The following is a 17,746-nucleotide window of genomic DNA, read 5'->3' on the forward strand; positions in this document are numbered from 1 at the left end:
TTAATCCTGTATCAGTTTTTCAAGGTAGTGAATGGTGAAGTCTACCTGTTTAAAACCTCCATCGCGCACCAGTTTTCTGTGCAGTGGCTGATTCGTCTTGATGCCCTCAACCAACATTTCATCTAACGCGTTCTTCATGCGCCGGCGTGCGATGTTTCGATCGTCACCCCAGGTTATCAACTTGGCGATCAGCGAGTCGTAGTACGGAGGCACGGTGTAGCCGCTGTACAGATGGGAGTCGACACGAACACCGTTGCCGCCTGGGGCATGAAAATGTTTGATCTTGCCAGGGCTAGGCGCGAAGGTCTGAGGGTCCTCAGCGTTGATCCGACATTCCATGGCATGACCGGAAATCTGGATTTCGTCCTGGCTATATTCCAGTGGCAACCCGCTGGCAATGCGCAACTGTTCGCGGACGATGTCCACGCCAGTGACCATTTCGGATACCGGGTGTTCTACCTGAACGCGGGTGTTCATTTCGATGAAGTAGAACTCACCGTCCTGATACAGGAATTCGAAGGTGCCGGCGCCTACGTAACCGATTTCTTTGCAAGCATCGGTGCAGGCTTTGAGAGTGCGCTCGCGGGATTCCGGATTGATGTTCGGGGCCGGTGCTTCTTCAATGACCTTCTGGTTGCGGCGCTGCATAGAGCAGTCGCGGTCGCCCAGATGGATCACGTTGCCGTGCATGTCGGCGAGAACCTGAACCTCAACATGGCGCGGTGTTTCCAGAAACTTTTCCAGATAAACCGTGGGATCGCCGAAGGCGTTCTTTGCTTCTGACTGAGTGATCTGAACGGCTTTGAGCAGGGCTGCCTCTGAGTGAACCACCTGCATGCCGCGACCACCGCCGCCGGAAGCTGCTTTGATCATGACCGGGTAGCCGATCTTGCGGGCTACCTGCAACGTCCGCTCATCGTCATCGGTGAGAGGGCCGTCCGAGCCGGGAACCGTCGGTACGCCAGCTTTCTTCATGGCTTCGATCGCAGAGACTTTGTTGCCCATCAGGCGAATGGTCTCTGCTCTCGGGCCGATGAAGCGGAACCCGCTTTTCTCGACTTGCTCCGCAAAGTCTGCGTTTTCTGCCAGAAAGCCGTAGCCGGGGTGGATGCCGACAGAATCTGTCACTTCCGCCGCACTGATAATCGCCGGGATGTTCAGATAGCTGTCTGTCGGACTGTTCGGGCCGATGCAGACGGTTTCATTTGCCAGGCGAACGTGCATCAGGTCGCGGTCTACCTGAGAGTGAACCGCCACCGTTTTAATGCCTAGCTCTTTGCAGGCGCGGAGTATACGCAGAGCGATTTCACCGCGGTTTGCGATCAGAACTTTTTCTAACATAGCCATGGGTAGCAATCACCAGATTCAGGAAATGACGACCAGAGGTTGGTCAAACTCCACCGGCTGGCCATTTTCGACCAGAATTTCGGTGATGGTGCCAGACTTGTCTGCTTCAATCTGGTTCATCATCTTCATTGCTTCAACAATGCAAATAACGTCGCCAGCCTTGACCGATTGGCCGACTTCTACAAACGCAGCTGAGGAAGGAGAGGGCGACCGGTAGAAAGTGCCAACCATCGGCGATTTCAGCGCGTGGCCATTAATGGCGGCCGGGGCAGCGGAGGCTTCCTCAGGCACTGGGGCGCTGGCAGGTGCCGGGGCAGCTTGGGGTGCGGGGGCTGAGTAGTGGCTCACGAATTGGCCGGCGGCAGGCTGCTCGCGACGGCGGGAAATGCGAACGGAATCATCCCCTTCGTGAATTTCCAACTCCTCGACGTCCGATTCCTCGAGCAGTTCAATCAGTTTTTTGATTTTACGAATATCCATAACTATTCCAGTCCCGTTGTCTCTGGTCTATCAGTGAATTTTTTGCAGGGCAGCCTGTAAAGCAAGATCGTAACCTTGGCTGCCTAAACCGCAGATAACGCCTTGGGCGATATCTGAAAAATACGAGTGGTGCCGGAACGGTTCCCGTGCGTGCACGTTAGACAGGTGCACTTCAATAAAAGGAATGCCGGTTGCCAGCAAAGCGTCCCTCAGGGCGACGCTGGTGTGGGTGAAGGCGGCGGGGTTAATAATGATGAAGTCCACCCCTTCAGCCCGGGCTTCGTGTATTCGATCTATCAGCTCATACTCTGCATTCGATTGCAGGTGCAGTAGGTGGTGGCCTTGCTCGGCCGCTTGATGTCGCATGCGGTCGTCGATATCGGCCAGCGTCTCATAGCCATAGACCTCGGGCTCGCGTGTACCGAGCATATTAAGATTGGGGCCATGTAGCACAAGTATGGTCGACATGATGAAGTTTGCCTTAATTGTTTTTAAACAGGATCGCCGAAGATAACAGCATTTTAGCTAAATGGTGCGTACTTATTCGCTTCAGATCAATACTTTTTAATAATCTTCAGTTTAGTCTTTCGATCCTGAAAAAAAGATTACACAGCAATTGCCTCAGGTGCGATGACATTTCGTTGATGGCAATCATTGTCGATGATGGCGAACAGGGCGGGTATTCGACATTGGTTTCATGGACCGGGCGTATTGCCCGGTCCGGTGGGGTCAGTCTTCTGCCAGCGTTACGCAGTTTCGACCGTTGGCTTTGGATACGTACAGGACTTGGTCGGCTCGTTCGCACAAGGATTGGGAACTGTCTCCTTGCCAGGCAGCCAGACCGCAACTGAACGTGACTTTAAATTGGAGGTCGCCGGCCTCTTGCACGAGCTCCGCAAATCGTTCCCGTATTTCATTGACTACGTTGCGGGCATCTCCGGGGCGGGTGTTGGGCAAAATCAACGCGAATTCTTCTCCGCCATAACGTCCAATGTGGTCGGTTTTACGCAGCCGCTGCTTCAGGAACATGGACAGACTTCTAAGAATGCGATCCCCGATGGGGTGGCCAAAGGTGTCGTTCACTTTTTTGAAGTAGTCCAGATCGATCATGGCGAAGCACAGCGGCTGATCTTTCTGTCGCGCCCGCACGATTTCCTGATCCAGCAGGTAAAGGGTGTGGGTGTGGTTGAAGAGTCCCGTCAGACTGTCCCGAATCATCAGCGCCAGCAACGAACGGGCGCGGCGCCCCCGGTTGTGCAGCGTGGCTATCAAGTGCTTGGGGTCAACCGGTTTGGTCAGAAAATCATCGCCACCCAGGCTCATAGCGTGCAATTGTTTGCCGACGTCGTCTTCGGCCGACAAGTAGATGATCGGTACGCTGTGAAATCTGTCCTGTTGCCGAATAACGCGTGCGATCTCCATGCCTGTACAACCGGGCATGTACATGTCGAGCAGGATTATTTCTGGAGAGAAATCATCCAGTGCCGCAATGATTTGCATCGGGTCGGTGATGATATAGGCATTCATGCCTGCTTTCTTCAGCACCGTTTCCATAAATTTGGCCTGAGCCCGGGAATCGTCGAGAACCAACACCCGATAAGGCTCGACCGTATTACCATGGGTGTAGGTTTCTATTTTCTCGATCAGCTGACCAGGATCTGCGGCCGGGTAGAAAAACTCTTCACCACCGCAACGGGAAGCCCTCAGCCGGGTTTCTATAGAGCCGTCTTCGTCGCTCAGGAAAATAATGGGAATGGGGGTGTCGTGCTGTTCTTGCAGATGCTCAATCGTGGCTATCCCGGACGACGTTCTGCCCCCAAAGTTGATATCGATGAGGATGGTTTCGGGTTTGCTCAGTGCGCAAGCTGCGATCAGTTCATTGGGTGTGTTGTAGGCCGAGGCACGAAAACCGAAAAACTCGAGTTGTTTAATCATTCTGGTCGCGGACTCTGCGTCGGCGAGCGCAAGGTAGACCGGAGTTCGACGGAATGGGTGTGGGGCGTCGTTGTTTTCATCACTGCGTCGTTGGGTGCAGTGTCGAAGAGCTTCCATCGACTCTTCCAGAGCCTGTTGTTGGTCGCCACTGAGCGGGGTGTCAGGGCGCCAACTTGCCAGTCGTTCCAGAATAAGGTCGCCAGCGCGTGCGTGCTTTTCCATCTCGAAACGGCGCGCGTATCGAACCAGTTTGTCGGCCGCTGTTTCGAATGCACTTCTGTAAGACGGGGCTTGTATTGAGTCGTCGTGAATCTTTTGCCAGGTATCCAGAACGACGCGGGCTTGGGTGGTCACTCGGCGCGCAAAATGTTGTCTGAGTTTTTCCTTCTGGCTTTCGTCGTTCATTGTGCTCGGGCCTTTCTGTTATAGGTTTTTCTATCCGGCAGGGCGAACTTATTTTGTTGTCACGTTGTACAGAGGCTTCATAGTCCTTGGGTAGAGTCTATAGTGTTTAATGTTGTTGACGTAGGCGACACTTTGTAAATCTTTGTCAACTCTTGATGGCGGTCACAGAGTTTGATGCGTCTTTAAATTCGGCCCGAGGTCTTGGATCTTTATGGCAGAGATGCAGGTTAAGAGCAGCCGACGGCAATACGGCATGCTGAGCCTTCGGGCGTTGCTGTTGGTCTTCACCGGAAGTTTGTTAGTGCTGATTTTGTTGGCCATTTTTTCGGTGAGTTTCAGTACGTTCCGAAATTATGTTTCCTCGCAGCATTTAGAGCACGCTCAAGACGCCGCAACGGCGACCGGCGTATCGCTGTCTAAGGCTGTAGATGCCTCCGATATTGTGGCGGCCTCGTCTTTGATTGACGCAGTGTTCGATAGTGGTAGTTACCTTTCAGTGAAGTTTGTCGGCCATGAAGGCATCATGCTTGCGGGTAGGGTAATGCCCTTGCGAACGGTGGTAGCACCCGATTGGTTTGTCCGGATAGTGGCACTGCCAAAGCCGGAGGGGATGGCGCAAGTCGTTCGAGGGTGGGCCCAGCTGGGAACTGTGCAGGTGGTCAGCAACCTAGGCAGAGCCTACGACGACCTGTGGCGAATCACCGTGGGTTTGCTGGCTGCGGTGATATTGATTGGCGGTGTCGGAATGCTGGCGTTATGGTTTTTGCTGCGACGCTTACTCCGTCCGCTGAAAGAGCTGGAGAAACAGGCCCGAGCGCTGAGCCGGAGGGATTTCAGGAAACGGGTGAGGATGCGTTCTACTCGTGAGCTGAATCAGGTGACCGAAGCCATGAATCAGATGGCGGATGACCTGGGGCAGCTGTTTGCGGGTCAGGGCAAGCTGATCCAGCATTTACGCAAAGTGAATAACGAAGACGCAGTGACGGGGCTGGCAAGCCGCAGTGCATTTGAGCAGCGATTGAAAGTGGAGGTTGAGTCAGAGGAAAAGTCGGCGCCGGGGGTGCTGATGATGCTTCAACTTACTTGTTTTGGCGAATACAACCAGAGCCATGGTCGCGAGGAGGGCGACGAGTTATTGAAGCGAGTCGCCAAGATGATCAACGCGTTTGTGAAGAAGCATGGAGGGGCGTTTGCTGGGCGCAGAACAGGGGCTCAGTTTGCGGTCTATCTTCCGGGTGCCTCGGCAGTAGATGTCAAAGTGTGGTCGGAGGCGTTAATCGAGAAACTGGATGGGCTTTATTCGGATCTAGCTGCACCGGTTGAAACCAGTGTTCATGCGGGGCTTGCCGTCGCATCCCCCGAGGCGGGTGTCCGCGACTTGATGGCAGCCGCAGACTCAGCGTTGCGGATGGCCCAACAACGTGACGAATCCTGTTGCTGGATTAAGGATGCTAGTGCCGATACATACCACACGATGGAAACCTGGCGCGACATCATCAGCGATGCAATTCGTGATCAGAGCTTGTCGTTGTGGCTGCAGCCAATGGTGAAAGGTCTGGATCAGGCATTGGAGTATTTTCAGGTATTTTCCCGGATTTGTACGCCTGACGGTGTTCTGAAAGCGGGAGCCTTTGTGCCCATGGCCGAGCGTCTCGGCCTGATCGCCGATATTGATCGGGTTCTGGTTGCCAGTGTGTTAGAGCGACTGGAGAGCAAACCTACAGAGCATCTTGCGATTTCGTTGGGCTCAGCATCGGTAGCCGATAAAACCTTCACGAAAGATGTGCTGGCCATGCTCGGAGCGGCAAGCGCCTTGAATGGTCGCCTATGGGTCGGCATTTCGGAAATGACGCTGCATCACCATCGGGCGCAGGCGAGTCAACTGATTCGAGCGTTGGTCAAGCTGGGCGTCCCGGTGATTGTGGATCGCTTTGGTGTTGGGGGCGTACCCTTCAATTATCTGCGCAACTTGCCGTTGAGCGGTTTGCGTGTCGATAACAGTTTTGTTCATGACCTGGATAGCCACGAGGATAATCGATTCTGGCTCGAGTCGGTTGTCGGTATTGCGCGCAGCCGGGGGGTGAAAGTTTTCGCCACGGGTGTAGAAAGAAGTGAGGAATACTCGGTACTCTGTAAATTGGGCATTGATGGTGCCATGGGCTACCATCTTGGGCGCCCCTTCGCGGCCGATGAGAAATCAACTGGAGAGTAAACGTTATATGCCGGGCAAAATCAGACAGTACTTCAAGGACAAGAAAGAAGATGTTCAGGATTACACCGGTGGCAGTGGTGTAATCGGAAAATTTATCTTGGCGCTGCTGGTGGTGTACCTGCTGATTACCATTGTGTTGGGGATCATCTGGAGTAGTGAGCCCGACAGTTTTTCGGTACGGGAGCATACCCGCACTTTGGCCAGTTCCATGGAGCGCGAACCTGTTGCCGGGTTTGCAACCACCGCCACCATGGTTCGTTTGGCTGAGACGCTTTTGGATAAGCCGGGTGGCTATATCTCGAATGATATCTTTCCTCCCGGACTCTGGATGGACAACATGCCGAACTGGGAATACGGCGTATTGGTTCAGTTGCGTGATCTGTCCCGGGCTCTTCGCAAAGACATAAGCCGGTCTCAGAGTCAGTCTGCGGAAGATCCTGATCTGATCATTGCGGAGCCTCAGTTGCATTTTGACAGCGAGAGCTGGGCGATTCCCTCCACTGAAAACGAATACCGCCGTGGCATTAATGCGCTCAAGCGTTACTTGAATCGTCTGTCGGACCCGCAGCAAAGCAATGCCCAGTTTTTTGCTCGTGCGGACAACCTGAATAATTGGCTGGCCGATCTTGAAACGCGTTTGGGCAGCCTGTCCAGAACCTTGAGCGAAAGCGTGGGTAAAGCCTCTGTTGGCGAAACCATGTCGAACGTTGATGAGAACGATCCACTGTCTGAAGCGGTGAGCGGCGAGGATGTGAAGACCGATTGGACGAGAATCGACGATGTGTTCTATGAAGCGCGCGGCACCGCGTGGGCCTTGTTGCATATTTTCCGGGCGATGGAAGTGGACTTCCGAAAGGTACTGCAGGACAAGAACGCGATGGCGAGTGTGCAGCAGATCATCATTGAGTTGGAGGGCACTCAGGAGTCCATGTGGAGCCCGGTGATCCTGAACGGTAGCGGGTTTGGGTTGTTGGCCAACCACTCGTTGACGATGGCGGCGTATTTGTCGCGGGCTAACGCGGCGATCAGCGACATGCGGGATCTGTTGTCACGGGGTTAATGCCCGTTTGGCATGTGATCGAATCAATAAAACGGGCACTCCTGCAGAGGCCCCTGGATTACTGACAAACCCTCGCCAATTTGGCGGGGGTTTTCTGTAATGGGGGTGCTGGACCGCACCGAGTGGTTGCGAAACCAAAAAAACGGCTCCGGAGCAAGGGTTCTCCGGAGCCGTTCAGTTTTCCTGCCCGAAACGCGATTAGCCTTTGTAGGCGTTAACCGAGTCTACGATGGCCTGCTTGGCTTCGGCAGCGTTGCCCCAGCCTTGTACTTTTACCCATTTGCCAGACTCGAGAGTTTTGTAGTTCTCGAAGAAGTGACGAATCTGGTCGCGCAGAAGACTTGGCAGGTCGTCAATTTCTTTAACGTCCTGGTAAATGGTGGTCAGTTTGTCGTGCGGTACAGCGACCAGCTTGGCGTCGCCACCGGCTTCGTCTTCCATGTTCAGTACGCCAACCGGGCGGCAGCGAATGACGGAGCCAGCCTGGATTGGGTAAGGGGTCACAACCAGTACGTCCAGCGGGTCGCCGTCGTCAGCCAGGGTGTGAGGGATGAAGCCGTAGTTGGCCGGGTAGAACATTGGCGTGGCCATGAAACGGTCTACCAGCAGGGCGCCCATGTCTTTGTCGAGTTCGTACTTGACTGGGGAGCTGTTAGCCGGGATTTCGATGGCTACGTAGATATCTTCTGGCGGGTTTTTGCCCGCTGGGATGTTATCGAATTGCATGTGAGTTCCTTCCTGATAGGTTAGGTTCGTTTAACGGTGTTCGAAAAGTGGACGCAATTATACGGAACTCTACAGGCATTCGAAACTAAACGTTGGTAGGCGTGGTGGCCAAAGCGAAAGCCCTCAACGGTTTTGGGAGGGCTTCCGCCGCAAGGGCCCGTATTTGCTTAAAATTTTTGTCTATAGCCGGATCTGTTTGGCGATTAGTTCTTTCATGATTTCAGTGGTGCCGCCGCCGATGGAGAGGATCTTGGCGTCGCGGTACAGGCGATCGACCACGGATTCGCGCATGAAGCCCATGCCACCGAATAGTTGCACGGCTTCGCGGGTGACTTTTTCGCAGACATCCACCGAGAAGTTTTTAGCCATAGCGACTTGCTTGATGGGGTTCTTGCCCGCTTGCATCAGCGCCGCACAGCGATAGGTGTACTCTCGGGCAATGTCGATCTGGGTGGCCATGTCGACGAGTTTGTGGCGCGTGACCTGAAAGCCGGAGACCGGGCGGCCGAAAGCCTGGCGTTGTTTGGTGTAGTCCAGCGCGGCTTCGTAGGCCAGTTGAGCGGTCATGTAGGCCATGATTGACAGGCTCAGGCGTTCGGCCAGGAAGTTGCTCATGATGGCGATGAAGCCGGCGTTTTCAGCGCCGATCAGGCGGTCGGCAGGGACTCGGCAGTCTTCGAAGAAGAGTTCGGCGGTGTCGCTGGCCCACCAACCCATTTTGCGAAGTTTGTTGCCGTTGGAAAAGCCGGGCATGTCGCGGTCGATCAGCAGCAGGCTGATGCCGGCGTGGCCTTCGCCGCCGGTGCGTACAGCAACGGTGTAGTGGTCGGCGCGGCTGCCGCTGGTGATGAAGGTTTTGCTGCCGTTGACGATGTAATGGTCGCCGTCGCGAACCGCGCGGGTTTTGATGTTGGCAACGTCGGAGCCGCCTCCCGGCTCGGTGACGGCGAGGGCAGAGATTTTTTCACCGCGTAGCACCGGGGGTACGATCTGTTCCCGGATTTCCTGTTTTGCCCATTTGGCCACCGGTGGCAGGCCGATGTCGAGGGAGCCGATGCTGGCCACGAAGCCACCGGAAGTGGAGCACATCAGTTCTTCGGAGACGGCTACCTTCAGGAAAATGTCGCCTTCACTAATGCCGCCCAGTGCTTCCGGAAATCCGATGCCGAGAAGGCCCGCTTCGCCAGCCTTTTGATAGATCTCCCGCGGAAACTCGCCCGCTTCTTCCCATTCGTCGATATTAGGGCGGACGTGGGTGTCTATGAATTTACGGGCAGTCAGGCGCACCTGTTCGTGGGTTTCGTTAAAGTAGTCAGACACTTTGGCTTTCCTTCTTGTTCTTGGGGTAGGCCGAGTGTCGCTCAAATATCGATACCAAGCAAGCGCTTGGTTTGTGGGTGGAGTGTAAAAAAGCCGACTGATCAGTCGGCTTTGGGGCCTTTCGCAGCGGTATTAGCTGTCTTGGCGAGGAATGCTTTGTACGCCTTCGCTGGTGCCCAGCAACAGCAGGTCGGCAGGGCGACGTGCGAACAGACCATTGGTGACCACGCCCACAATATTGTTGATTTTCTCTTCGATTTGAATCGGGCGGGAGATGTCCATGTTGTGGATGTCGATGATGATGTTGCCGTTGTCGGTGGTGACGCCGTCGCGATACACCGGGTCACCGCCGAGTTTCACAATCTCACGGCCAACGTGGCTGCGGGCCATGGGAATGACTTCAACGGGCAGAGGGAAGGCGCCCAGAATATCGACTTTTTTCGACTCATCAGCAATGCAGATGAAGGTTTTCGCCACGGCGGCGACGATTTTTTCGCGGGTGAGAGCCGCTCCGCCGCCTTTAATGAGTTCCAATCGTTCGTTGGTTTCATCTGCGCCGTCGACGTAAAACTCCAGTTCGTCGATCGCGTTCAGGTCGTACACCGGAATGCCGTGCCCCTTCAAACGCTCGGCGGTGGCTTCGGAAGAGGCGACTGCGCCGTCAAACTCGTTTTTGTAGTCGGCCAGAAAATCGATAAAGAAGTTGGCGGTGCTGCCGGTACCGACCCCAATGACGCTTTTTCGGTTCAGGTGTGGGGCAATATGGTCCATTGCGGCTTTTGCCACGGCTTTTTTCAGTTCGTCCTGAGTCATGCGGCGCTCCGGGTGAGATCGGATGGATTTATCAGCATTATACGCTCGCAGGCGTTCTGCTTATAGACGGCAACCGTGCAAAGTTCCTACACTGTACGTTTTTTCCAGCCCATCATCAGCAACCGGAACCATCATGCCGCAACGCTACATCAAGAAGATCCTCGATGCGCGGGTCTATGACATCGCCATCGAGACACCGCTAACTGAAGCCCGTAGTCTGTCCGCTCGCTTTGGCAACAACATTATGCTCAAGCGCGAAGATCTTCAGCCGGTGTTTTCCTTCAAGATTCGTGGCGCATACAACCGGATTGCACAGCTCTCTGAAGAGCAGAAAGCCAAAGGCGTGATTTGTGCCTCCGCGGGCAATCATGCTCAGGGTGTGGCCATGTCGGCGAAAAAACTGGGCATCAAAGCCATCATCGTGATGCCGCAAACCACGCCAGACATCAAAGTAAAATCCGTTCGGGAACGTGGAGCGAAAGTGGTGCTCAAAGGGGATGCCTTTGACGAAGCCGCTGCGCACGCCCAGGAACTGATTGCCAAACATGGCTACACCTACATCCCGCCCTACGATGACCCCGATGTGATTGCCGGTCAGGGCACCGTGGCGATGGAAATGATGTGGCAATACTCGCAGCCTTTACACGCGGTATTCATCCCGGTCGGCGGTGGTGGTTTGATTGCCGGCATGGCGGCGTACATCAAATATCTGCGCCCGGACATCAAAATCATCGGTGTGGAGCCGGAAGACTCCAATTGCCTGCAAGCTGCGCTGGCCGCGGGTGAGCGAGTGGTGCTGGACGAAGTGGGCATCTTCGCGGACGGCGTTGCGGTGAAACAGATCGGTGAAGAGCCCTGGAATATCTGCAAAGACGCCGTCGACGAAGTGATTACCGTCAGTACCGACGAAATCTGCGCAGCCATCAAAGATGTCTTTGAGGATACCCGCTCTATTGCCGAGCCTGCCGGTGCTCTGTCCGTGGCCGGTATCAAAAAATACATCGAGCGGGAAAATCTGGAAGGCGAAAACCTGGCCGGCGTGCTCAGTGGCGCCAACATGAACTTCGACCGCCTGCGCTACATCTCGGAGCGTACCGAAATCGGTGAAAAGCGCGAAGCCGTTCTGGCCGTGACCATCCCGGAACAACCCGGCGCCTTTAAAGCGTTCATCAAGGCCTTGCACAAACGCAGTATCACCGAGTTCAATTACCGTTACGCCGATGACCAGCAAGCGGTGATCTTCGTGGGCATCCAGATCCAGGCCGGAGGGCTGGGTCGGGAAGAATTGCTGCAAGACCTGAGAGAAATCGGCTACTCAGTGACCGACCTCACCGACAGCGACATGGCGAAACAGCACATCCGCCACCTCGTCGGCGGCCACGCGCCCTCGATCACCAACGAAGTGGTCTACCAGTTCGAATTCCCCGAACGCCCGGGCGCGCTGTTGAAATTCCTCATGTCTCTCGGCACCCGCTGGAACATCTCCTTGTTCCACTACCGCAACCATGGTGCGGCATACAGTCGAGTGCTGCTTGGCGCCCAAGTGAATGCTGACGAAACCAAGGCCTTTGAAGAAATGTTGGAAAAAGTTGGCTTCCGTTACGAGAACATGACGGACAACGAGGCGTACAAGCTGTTCTTGGGGGCGGGTAACTGCAAACCCAAATAATCTCGCCACGTGAAAGCCCTCGGTGTACGAGGGCTTTCACGTTGTAGAAGAAAGGCTTGAAGGCGAGCGTTCAGAAAAAGCTGCCGTCTTTGCGTGGGGCGGCTGACTATTAGGGTAAACCCTTACGTAATGGTAACCTGCCAAAAATTGTAAAAGTAAGATTACATGTTAGTCTTTCGTCTAATTCTTGATATCAAGAATAGCCAGCTGATTTTCCAGTCATTTAATGCGACGAATAACGGGAATGTGCTCCATGGGTAACAAGCCAGACATCATCCGCACCATTGTGTTCATCTTTGCTGTCGGTCTGGTAATTACCGGTGTGACCACAACCATTCAGGCCTCTGAAGATAACCGTTCTGTCAGAGGTGTGCCCGCAACCAGTTTTATTCAGTCAATCGATCAGCGTTTGAATTGATAACACCGCTTATCTGTAACGACACCGTGGAGAGGTACATCCCACGGTTCGATTGGTAACGACGAAACCTTCTGAAATTCATGGGCAAGCCCGATCAACTTCGGTGCCATCGCCGGCCGAATCCTGCTGAACGCAAACGTACGATCGTAGAACCCGCCGCCCATACCTAATCTGCCACCTCGTTCATCAAAGCCGACCAACGGAAACAGAACCGCATCCAAAGACCAGGCGGGCCTGCGTCTGGCTTCCGGGAATGGGGGCTCAGGGATGCCAAACCGATTAGGGATCAGCTCTGTGCCATCCCGATAGGGGCTGAAAACCAACTTGCCGGGATAAACCGAGTGCAGGACCGGCAAATAGAACTGAATACCTTTGCGTCGCCCAAGATCGATGAACAAGTGTGGATCGATTTCGCCATCATTGGCCAGATAAATACCAATGTGCTTGGCGCGATACAAAGCCGGATGCCGAAGCAGATTCAGTGCGAGGTGCTCAGAGGCTTGCTGCTGTTGCTCGAAAGAGAGATCGTTGCGCAGGCTGCGCAATTCTTTGCGGAGATCGCTTCTGGAAAGGGTGTTCAAAATAAAGCTTCCCGGGCTGCCGTTATCGGATGTAGCCCTTGAACCCAAAGTTCAAGGTCGGCGACCGCTGTGACATATTAGGCTTTCCCCCGCAGGGGACATGCTCACAATGTCCTGAAGTGGTCACCTGGGTAAAGCGCATCGGCTCGAGGACGTACCCGACCAGCGAACAGCCCAGGAAGTTGAACCATTATAGGGCCAAGGCTGGCCCCAATTGCAACCCCCTTTGCTGAGTCTTTACGAGATTAACGCTCAGAGGGCTCGCCCAGAACCTCGTCGAGGCGGTCATCCATGGCTTTCAGGAGGTTGCTGGTGGCTTCAGACATAGTGTCTCGTTCCAGCAGGGAGTGCGTGATGTTCAGTGCGGCCATCACAGCAATGCGCTCGGTGCCGAATACCTTGCCGGTAGAGCGGATTTCTCGCATCTTGTTATCCAGATGCCGAGCGGCACGCAGCAGCGCTTCTTGCTCCTCCTGAGGACAGGCCACCAGGTACTCTTTGTCGAGGATCCTGACTTCAACGGTGGTTGACTGCTGTGACATCAGTGGTGCTCCAGTGCCCGAAGGCGGCCAATCATGGCTTCAATCTTGTTTTTGGCAAGATCGTTTTTTTGCATAAGCTGGGCGCGCTCACGATTCCAATCGTCCTGCGCTTCACGCAGTAAAGCGTTGTCCTTCTCGAGTTTTCTGCAATGCTCGATCAAGTTGTCCAGCTTGTCCGCTAATAACTGTACTTCGGACTGTTCCATGACGTGCTCAGTATGAATAATTTTTGATTGCAGTAACTATAAGTGCCCGCACAACAACGGTCAATTTACCGCATTGTCATGGCGCGGGCTCCGTGAAGTATGTCGCCTTTGCTGTCAGGTTAGTTGTGACCGCTGCTACCGAAGGACAGCTTTCTGGTTTTCCTCCAGTGATGCCAAGACGGCACCAGTGAAATGGCGAAGGCGACCACCGGTACCATACTGAGGAGCAGCCATTCGTCAGCATTCAGTGCGCGCAATCCGATGTGAATGCCGTAATGCTCCAGCAGCCAAGGGCTGAGGGCGGATATGGCTCCGGTGCCCATGAGCAAACTCAAGGCGCAGGACACGAGCGCGAGCATGACGCACTCCAGGCTGTAGAGCGAGGCGATCAGCCCGGGGGAGGTGCCCACTGCGCGCAAAATGGCGATCTCTCGGTGCCGCTGCGTCTGAATGGTTAACAAGACTGCAATCAAACCGATCAGGCTGGTAGCCACTACAAACACGCTGATGCCCAGCAGAGCCTGCTCAAATTGGCCCATCATGCGCCATAGTTCGCTCAGAGCGACGCCGGGTAATATGGCTGATAAGGGTTCTTTGGCGAATTGGCTCAACTCTCGTTGCAGTTGGAACGTCGTAATCGGGTTTTTCAAGCCGAGCAGCATCGCTGTGATGGCGTTCGGCGTGAAAGATCGGTCCTCGACCGTGCTTGCCGACAAGGTTCTACCCGGAATCGCAACGCCGGATTCCCAGCCCACGTGTATGGCTTCCATGGCCTCAAGGCTGATATAAACCGCTTGGTCGATCGGTGTGCCGGTGGTTTCCAGAATGCCCGTGATCTGGAACGGCAGGTCGGTGTGGTTAGAAAAGCTGGTGCGTCCTCCGCCGTGTGACAACACAATCTGGTCGCCCAGGTTGTGTTGAAGTTGGCGGGCGACGTCAGCCCCGAGCGTGACATCGAACAGGTGGGAGAACCAATGGCCCTGGGCGAGTGCCAGTTTTTGGTCGTTGCCGTACTGAAACCTCTCCAAAAACTGCTCGTTGGTGCTTACCACTCGGTAGCCCTGATAACTGTCTCCCAGCGAAATGGGTACTGCCCAATCCACACGCGGATCGTTTTTTATTTCGTCAAAGCTGGACCAGTGAATGTTGTTGGTGGCGTTGCCAATGTGGAACACCGTATACAGCAACAGGTTGAGTTGCCCGCTGCGCGCACCGACAATCAGATCGGTGCCGGAAATGGTGCTGGTAAACGACTGTCGAACTTCGGTACGCAGGTACTGAATGCCCAGCAGCAGCGTGACGCTGAGAGTCAGTGTCAGGCACACCAAGGCAAGGACTCTGCGCCGGTACCAGAGACTGGAAGTTGCCAGTGACAGGGTCAGGCGAAGCTTGTTCATGATTCACCTCCCAGTGACAGGTGATGGTGGAAGTGATTCGCCAGACTCCGGTCGTGACTGACGAACACGACGGAGCAGCGGTGTTGGTGGGCCAGGTTCAAGAGCAGTTCCACGAAACGATCCCGGTTATCTGTATCCAGTGCCGAGGTGGGCTCATCCGCCAGAATGATTTCCGGTGACCCGATCAGGGCGCGTGCTGCGGCAACGCGTTGCTGTTGGCCGATGGACATCTCGGTGACTTGTCGGTGCCAGAGTGATTCGGGGATTGAAAGCTGTTGCAGCAGTGACGTGCCTGCGGCTTCCGGGCTGTCTTGGGTCTGTTGTCGGCGCCGTCCGGATAAGCGGCACGGCAGCGTGACATTGGCCAGCGCGCTTAGATAGGGCACCAGATTGAACTGCTGGAAAATAACGCCCATGTGGTCGGCCCGGAATTGGTCGCGCGCGCCGCCTTTCAATTCGCTCAGGCTCGTTCCAAGCAGCTTAACGGAGCCTGTTTCCGGCAACATCATGCCCGCGAGCATACTCAGCAGCGTGCTTTTCCCGGTGCCACTGGGGCCGCGCAAAAAAAGATGCTTGCCCTGGTTAAGTTGGATGTCAGGAAAATGCAGGGGGGTCGGCTGCTTGGGCCAGCGAAACCGGAGTTGATGGGTTTCAATGGCGCAAGAGCGAGACGGCTGTTGTGCTGTATTGATGTTCATGTCCGTAGCGTTGGTTCCGTTGTATGATGGCCGAAATCGTCTGGTATACCCCAAGTGGAGCAGCGTTTCATGTTGTTGAAGTTAAATGCTCGAGTAATGATTGCCAGCCTTGGACTGGTGATGCTTGTTTTGGTTTCCTGTTTGGTTGAGGCAAAGCCCAGAGAAATCGACTGGCTCGAATTGATGCCGGCAGAAGACCTCGCTTTGCTTGAAAGCCTGCCGGAAGTTGAGCATGACGGAGATGGCCCGGCCTTGCTACCGGATGAAATCATGACTGGCCGAGTGGTGCCTGAAATGGCCAACGTCGAAGGTCGGATTCCCGGTTTCGTGGTGCCGCTGAAAACCACAAAGGACATGCGCATTCTAGAATTTTTTTTGGTGCCATACTACGGGGCCTGCATCCACGTGCCACCACCGCCGCCCAATCAGATTATTCACGTGAAATACCCGGAAGGGTTCACTTTGCAAGCGCTATACGATCCGGTCTGGATTGAAGGGCAGCTGACCATAGAAAAGACCGAGAACGCGATTGGTGCGTCCTCATACTCAATCAAGGCCAGCTCGGTCGAGCCCTATACCGAATGATCCTATCGGCTGAGCTGAATGCGATGCTGGTCGGGTGTCAGGCGGGCGCCGCTCTGGCCTTTCGAGCTGACCCATTGCGCATTTAGCTGTTCCAGGCCGGGGAAGCGCTCGAACAGCTCGGTTTTCAATTCTGATGCTTCTGATAGCCCAGTGCAGTGCAGGCGCTGGGTGATCTCGATGTCGCTGTGCCCAGAGCCCGTGTGGTCATCATCATGATGCTCGTGGTGATCGTCGTGTTGGTCTTTCCAGCTGGTATGCACATGCGATTGCTCTGGCGAACATTGTAGGTCGCCTGTGTTTACGAGCGCCGTGTTCTTGAGCCAGTCGACCGCGGATTCTACCGTTTGCTGCTGTTCGGAAGAGTGTGGCGGGTGTTCAAAGCCTACCAGGTTGTAGGCTGGCGACAGCAGTAGAGCGTCGATTTGTTCCCCTGAAATGGCAACTTGAAGCTCGGCGACTCCGTGCTGATGGGCCTGCAGATTTTGTTGGGCGAAGGCTGAGGCAGAGCAAAGACCGAGTGCCAAAATGCCGGTAAGCGCTAGGTGTTTTTGAGGTTTCATCGAGGGCCCTTCTTGAGATTCGATATGTTATAACATTTTTATCCTGGGGCGAGAGAAAAGCAACCCCCAGAGCGCTCCGGCAGTGCCACAATTGCTGCGGAATGCTAGGATATAGCCCTAAATATTACCGGAGTTACCTGCCCGGCAGGTGAGCTCCCCCGATATAGGAAGCTGCTGTTTCATGTCTGAAACCGATACCAATGCTGCCGCCCGAGCTGCAGAGTTCGAGCAATGGGCCAACATGTTCACCGCCCATAAGGCCTTCAGTCATCCGTCCGAGTTGCACGGCGTACTGTGTGGCCAGTTGGCAGCAGGCACCCGCATCTCGGAGCCTGATTGGCTTGCCATGGTTTGTGACCACATGGGGTTGGCTGAGCAGACGTTGGAGGAATCTGAAGACCTCGCGGCTTTCATGAACGGCGCTTACGCCAAAACGCTGGCTCAGTTGCAGTCTTCGGATATGAGCTTTCAGCCGTTATTGCCGGATGACGATTACGCGATTGAGCAGCGATTGGAAGCCTTGGTGTCTTGGGTTCGCGGTTTTCTGGAAGGCATGGCTCTGGCGGCAGGTTCGTCTCTGGGCCAGGCTCCGGATGAAATTCGTGAGTTGATTGAGGATCTGGTCGCGATCAGCCAGCTTTCTGACGAAGAAGAGTCGGATGAAGAAAGTGAGCAGCAGTTGTTGGAAATCACCGAGTATGTTCGGCTGGGTGCTCTGGCCGTATTCACTGAATTTAATGAACCCGAGAAACCCGCAGGCAACGCGCCGACTTTGCACTGACCAGGAGGCAT

General features: G+C 54.8%; 19 protein-coding genes and 1 other RNA gene. 6 read left to right on the forward strand and 14 right to left on the reverse strand.

The annotated features are described in order from the left end of the window. The 4 genes from accC to VOI14_RS08550 form a co-directional block, all read right to left on the reverse strand. Positions 1-1,347 (reverse strand): acetyl-CoA carboxylase biotin carboxylase subunit, encoded by a 1,347-nt coding sequence (gene accC / locus VOI14_RS08535; protein WP_323751619.1) that lies wholly within the window; start codon positions 1,345-1,347, stop codon positions 1-3. Positions 1,348-1,365: 18 nt separating this feature from the next. Continuing rightward, on the reverse strand, positions 1,366-1,827 hold the full coding sequence (gene accB, locus VOI14_RS08540; protein ID WP_323751620.1) for an acetyl-CoA carboxylase biotin carboxyl carrier protein: 462 nt from the start codon (positions 1,825-1,827) through the stop codon (positions 1,366-1,368). Between the two features lie 30 nt (positions 1,828-1,857). Next, a complete protein-coding gene (gene aroQ, locus VOI14_RS08545; RefSeq protein WP_323751621.1) occupies positions 1,858-2,295 on the reverse strand; it encodes a type II 3-dehydroquinate dehydratase in 438 nt (145 codons plus the stop codon). A gap of 261 nt (positions 2,296-2,556) precedes the next feature. Continuing rightward, entirely contained in the window at positions 2,557-4,167 is a 1,611-nt protein-coding gene (locus VOI14_RS08550) for a diguanylate cyclase (RefSeq protein WP_323751622.1), read from the reverse strand. A gap of 211 nt (positions 4,168-4,378) precedes the next feature. Here VOI14_RS08550 and VOI14_RS08555 point away from each other — a divergent pair, with 211 nt between their 5' ends. Further along, positions 4,379-6,379: an EAL domain-containing protein gene (locus tag VOI14_RS08555; RefSeq protein ID WP_323751623.1), complete on the forward strand. Its 2,001-nt coding sequence runs from the start codon at positions 4,379-4,381 to the stop codon at positions 6,377-6,379. 7 nt (positions 6,380-6,386) lie between these two features. Then, positions 6,387-7,439: a DUF2333 family protein gene (locus VOI14_RS08560; protein ID WP_323751624.1), complete on the forward strand. Its 1,053-nt coding sequence runs from the start codon at positions 6,387-6,389 to the stop codon at positions 7,437-7,439. A 198-nt stretch (positions 7,440-7,637) separates the two neighbouring features. Here VOI14_RS08560 and ppa read toward each other — a convergent pair whose 3' ends face one another. The 3 genes from ppa to rpiA form a co-directional block, all read right to left on the reverse strand. After that, positions 7,638-8,165 carry an inorganic diphosphatase gene (gene ppa / locus VOI14_RS08565; RefSeq protein ID WP_323751625.1) on the reverse strand — a complete coding sequence of 176 codons (528 nt, stop codon included), beginning with the start codon at positions 8,163-8,165 and terminating at the stop codon, positions 7,638-7,640. A gap of 180 nt (positions 8,166-8,345) precedes the next feature. Beyond that, on the reverse strand, positions 8,346-9,485 hold the full coding sequence (locus VOI14_RS08570) for an acyl-CoA dehydrogenase family protein (RefSeq protein WP_323751626.1): 1,140 nt from the start codon (positions 9,483-9,485) through the stop codon (positions 8,346-8,348). 132 nt (positions 9,486-9,617) lie between these two features. Next, a complete protein-coding gene (gene rpiA, locus VOI14_RS08575; RefSeq protein ID WP_323751627.1) occupies positions 9,618-10,298 on the reverse strand; it encodes a ribose-5-phosphate isomerase RpiA in 681 nt (226 codons plus the stop codon). 133 nt (positions 10,299-10,431) lie between these two features. Between rpiA and ilvA the strand changes: the two genes are divergently transcribed. Together ilvA and VOI14_RS08585 are read left to right on the forward strand one after the other, a co-directional pair. Then, a complete protein-coding gene (gene ilvA / locus VOI14_RS08580) occupies positions 10,432-11,967 on the forward strand; it encodes a threonine ammonia-lyase, biosynthetic (RefSeq protein ID WP_323751628.1) in 1,536 nt (511 codons plus the stop codon). A gap of 253 nt (positions 11,968-12,220) precedes the next feature. Then, positions 12,221-12,385, forward strand: coding sequence for a hypothetical protein (locus tag VOI14_RS08585; protein ID WP_323751629.1), 165 nt, complete (start codon positions 12,221-12,223; stop codon positions 12,383-12,385). Here VOI14_RS08585 and VOI14_RS08590 read toward each other — a convergent pair. The 6 genes from VOI14_RS08590 to VOI14_RS08615 form a co-directional block, all read right to left on the reverse strand. After that, the gene (locus VOI14_RS08590; RefSeq protein ID WP_323751630.1) at positions 12,370-12,966 is read right to left on the reverse strand and encodes a 5-formyltetrahydrofolate cyclo-ligase; all 597 of its coding nucleotides are present in this window, start codon (positions 12,964-12,966) and stop codon (positions 12,370-12,372) included. The genes VOI14_RS08585 and VOI14_RS08590 overlap by 16 nt on opposite strands. Before the next feature lie 4 nt (positions 12,967-12,970). Continuing rightward, positions 12,971-13,150, reverse strand: a non-coding RNA gene (gene ssrS / locus VOI14_RS08595) — 6S RNA. 61 nt (positions 13,151-13,211) lie between these two features. After that, positions 13,212-13,508 carry a cell division protein ZapA gene (locus VOI14_RS08600; protein ID WP_323751631.1) on the reverse strand — a complete coding sequence of 99 codons (297 nt, stop codon included), beginning with the start codon at positions 13,506-13,508 and terminating at the stop codon, positions 13,212-13,214. After that, positions 13,508-13,714, reverse strand: a complete 207-nt coding sequence (locus tag VOI14_RS08605; protein ID WP_323751632.1) for a TIGR02449 family protein — start codon at positions 13,712-13,714, stop codon at positions 13,508-13,510. The genes VOI14_RS08600 and VOI14_RS08605 overlap by 1 nt, the downstream gene beginning before the upstream one ends. Before the next feature lie 119 nt (positions 13,715-13,833). Next, on the reverse strand, positions 13,834-15,111 hold the full coding sequence (locus tag VOI14_RS08610) for an ABC transporter permease (protein ID WP_323751633.1): 1,278 nt from the start codon (positions 15,109-15,111) through the stop codon (positions 13,834-13,836). Next, positions 15,108-15,809, reverse strand: a complete 702-nt coding sequence (locus tag VOI14_RS08615; protein ID WP_323751634.1) for an ABC transporter ATP-binding protein — start codon at positions 15,807-15,809, stop codon at positions 15,108-15,110. The genes VOI14_RS08610 and VOI14_RS08615 overlap by 4 nt, the downstream gene beginning before the upstream one ends. A 69-nt stretch (positions 15,810-15,878) precedes the next feature. On the opposite strand from VOI14_RS08615, the gene VOI14_RS08620 reads away from it, so the two are divergent. Then, complete coding sequence (locus VOI14_RS08620) at positions 15,879-16,394, forward strand: DUF3299 domain-containing protein (protein ID WP_323751635.1); 516 nt, start codon at positions 15,879-15,881, stop codon at positions 16,392-16,394. A 2-nt stretch (positions 16,395-16,396) separates the two neighbouring features. Here the strand turns inward: VOI14_RS08620 and VOI14_RS08625 are convergent, their stop codons facing one another. Next, positions 16,397-16,954 (reverse strand): ZrgA family zinc uptake protein, encoded by a 558-nt coding sequence (locus VOI14_RS08625; protein WP_323751636.1) that lies wholly within the window; start codon positions 16,952-16,954, stop codon positions 16,397-16,399. 181 nt (positions 16,955-17,135) lie between these two features. On the opposite strand from VOI14_RS08625, the gene VOI14_RS08630 reads away from it, so the two are divergent. Further along, a complete protein-coding gene (locus VOI14_RS08630) occupies positions 17,136-17,735 on the forward strand; it encodes a UPF0149 family protein (RefSeq protein WP_323751637.1) in 600 nt (199 codons plus the stop codon). Positions 17,736-17,746: the final 11 nt, after the last annotated feature.

The organism is Marinobacter sp. (assembly GCF_034669625.1).
In the GTDB taxonomy this organism is placed as follows: Bacteria; Pseudomonadota; Gammaproteobacteria; order Pseudomonadales; family Oleiphilaceae; genus Marinobacter.